Here is a 1357-nt window from a genome sequence, read left to right as displayed (position 1 = left end):
CGGTCCATCCCCACGGGCGTGGGGCTCGCCCCGCCGTGCCGCCCGTGCTCGGCTGGACCGTCGGTCCATCCCCACGGGCGTGGGGCTCGCACCTCCTCGGACACCGGGATGAGGGTCGCGACCGGTCCATCCCCACGGGCGTGGGGCTCGCTCCTCAAGGTCGGCGCGGTCGTAGCCGCGGGCCGGTCCATCCCCACGGGCGTGGGGCTCGCGCATGGCGCATCCGCTCCGGGAACCGCCCCACCGGTCCATCCCCACGGGCGTGGGGCTCGCTTGCGCTCCATGAAGTCCATGTCGTCCTGGGTCGGTCCATCCCCACGGGCGTGGGGCTCGCCAGGCGGTCGATGTCGGCGCGGGCCTGGGCCGCGGTCCATCCCCACGGGCGTGGGGCTCGCCCGGACTACCCGGGGCACTGGCTGCGGCAGGACGGTCCATCCCCACGGGCGTGGGGCTCGCGCGCCTGACCCGAAGGATCAGTTCGTCGTCGACGGTCCATCCCCACGGGCGTGGGGCTCGCACGGCCGCAGAGGAGGCCCCCGACGGCTTCGTCGGTCCATCCCCACGGGCGTGGGGCTCGCGCGGGGACGGCGGCGAGACCGCCCGATGGACGCGGTCCATCCCCACGGGCGTGGGGCTCGCGACACCCCCGGCTACTACGCGGTCTCCTGCGACGGTCCATCCCCACGGGCGTGGGGCTCGCACTTGTCCACCTGCGAGAACTTAGGGCGTTACCATTTCTTTATCGAAAATCAGCCCCTCACCAAGGGGGTAGGTAGTCACTCGACTACTCTTCGCATTCATCAATCCTTCACCATCCCTCAGGAACAGGCCATCCACCGGACTCATCCTCCATGTCGCGATGCTCCTCCGGATTCATCTGGATGAGCTGGAGGCCCTCGTAGTCGATGACCTCCCGGCGCTGGGGGCCGGCCGTGCGGACGAGGAATCGCTGTTCAGTGTCCGTGGGATGGATGCACACCGCCGACCCCTCCCCCAGTGAGGCACTGACCACCTCCCACAGTTCCTCACGCACACGGGCCGAGAGGGTTCCCACGTAGAGCCCCGCCCTGGGTTCGATCATCCAACGGCTCAGCGCGCCTCGAACACGAGGGGGAACGGCCGCAGTCGCGATGACCACCATGTTCGCCACGCCACTCCCCCTCAGGCCACGTCGTCGCCGTAGTTGGTGCCGCCCGGAACACTGCCCTTGTCGGGGTCCCAGAGTTCGACCAGCCGCACGGACTCCTCTTCTTCCTCCTCCTCGTCCTCGTCCCGGACCGGACGGTCAGGGTCGAGCAGCCATTGCAGGTCTCGGACCATCCGTGGGAGGCGGCGGTAGAGGCGGAAATCCTCCCGG

Annotated in this window: 1 protein-coding gene, 1 pseudogene and 1 CRISPR repeat array; the gene and the pseudogene both read right to left on the bottom strand. The window is 69.9% G+C overall.

All coding sequences use genetic code 11. The features are described from left to right. A CRISPR array of direct repeats spans nucleotides 1-700; the repeat unit is 29 nt; unit sequence CGGTCCATCCCCACGGGCGTGGGGCTCGC. 108 nt (nucleotides 701-808) lie between these two features. Beyond that, nucleotides 809-1141 carry a type I-E CRISPR-associated endoribonuclease Cas2e gene (gene cas2e / locus D450_RS0114505; RefSeq protein ID WP_239647456.1) on the bottom strand — a complete coding sequence of 111 codons (333 nt, stop codon included), beginning with the start codon at nucleotides 1139-1141 and terminating at the stop codon, nucleotides 809-811. A gap of 20 nt (nucleotides 1142-1161) precedes the next feature. Next, a pseudogene (locus D450_RS30225) lies at nucleotides 1162-1357 on the bottom strand (type I-E CRISPR-associated endonuclease Cas1e); the annotation flags it as partial.

It is taken from the genome of Nocardiopsis halophila DSM 44494 (assembly GCF_000341245.1).
Lineage (GTDB): Bacteria > Actinomycetota > Actinomycetes > Streptosporangiales > Streptosporangiaceae > Nocardiopsis_A > Nocardiopsis_A halophila.
This window is presented reverse-complemented; position numbering and strand designations above follow the sequence as displayed.

Bases quoted from the DNA above. Each gene is read 5' to 3' on its own strand.
- cas2e (WP_239647456.1), bottom strand. From the start codon at position 1,141: ATGGTGGTCATCGCGACTGCGGCCGTTCCCCCTCGTGTTCGAGGCGCG.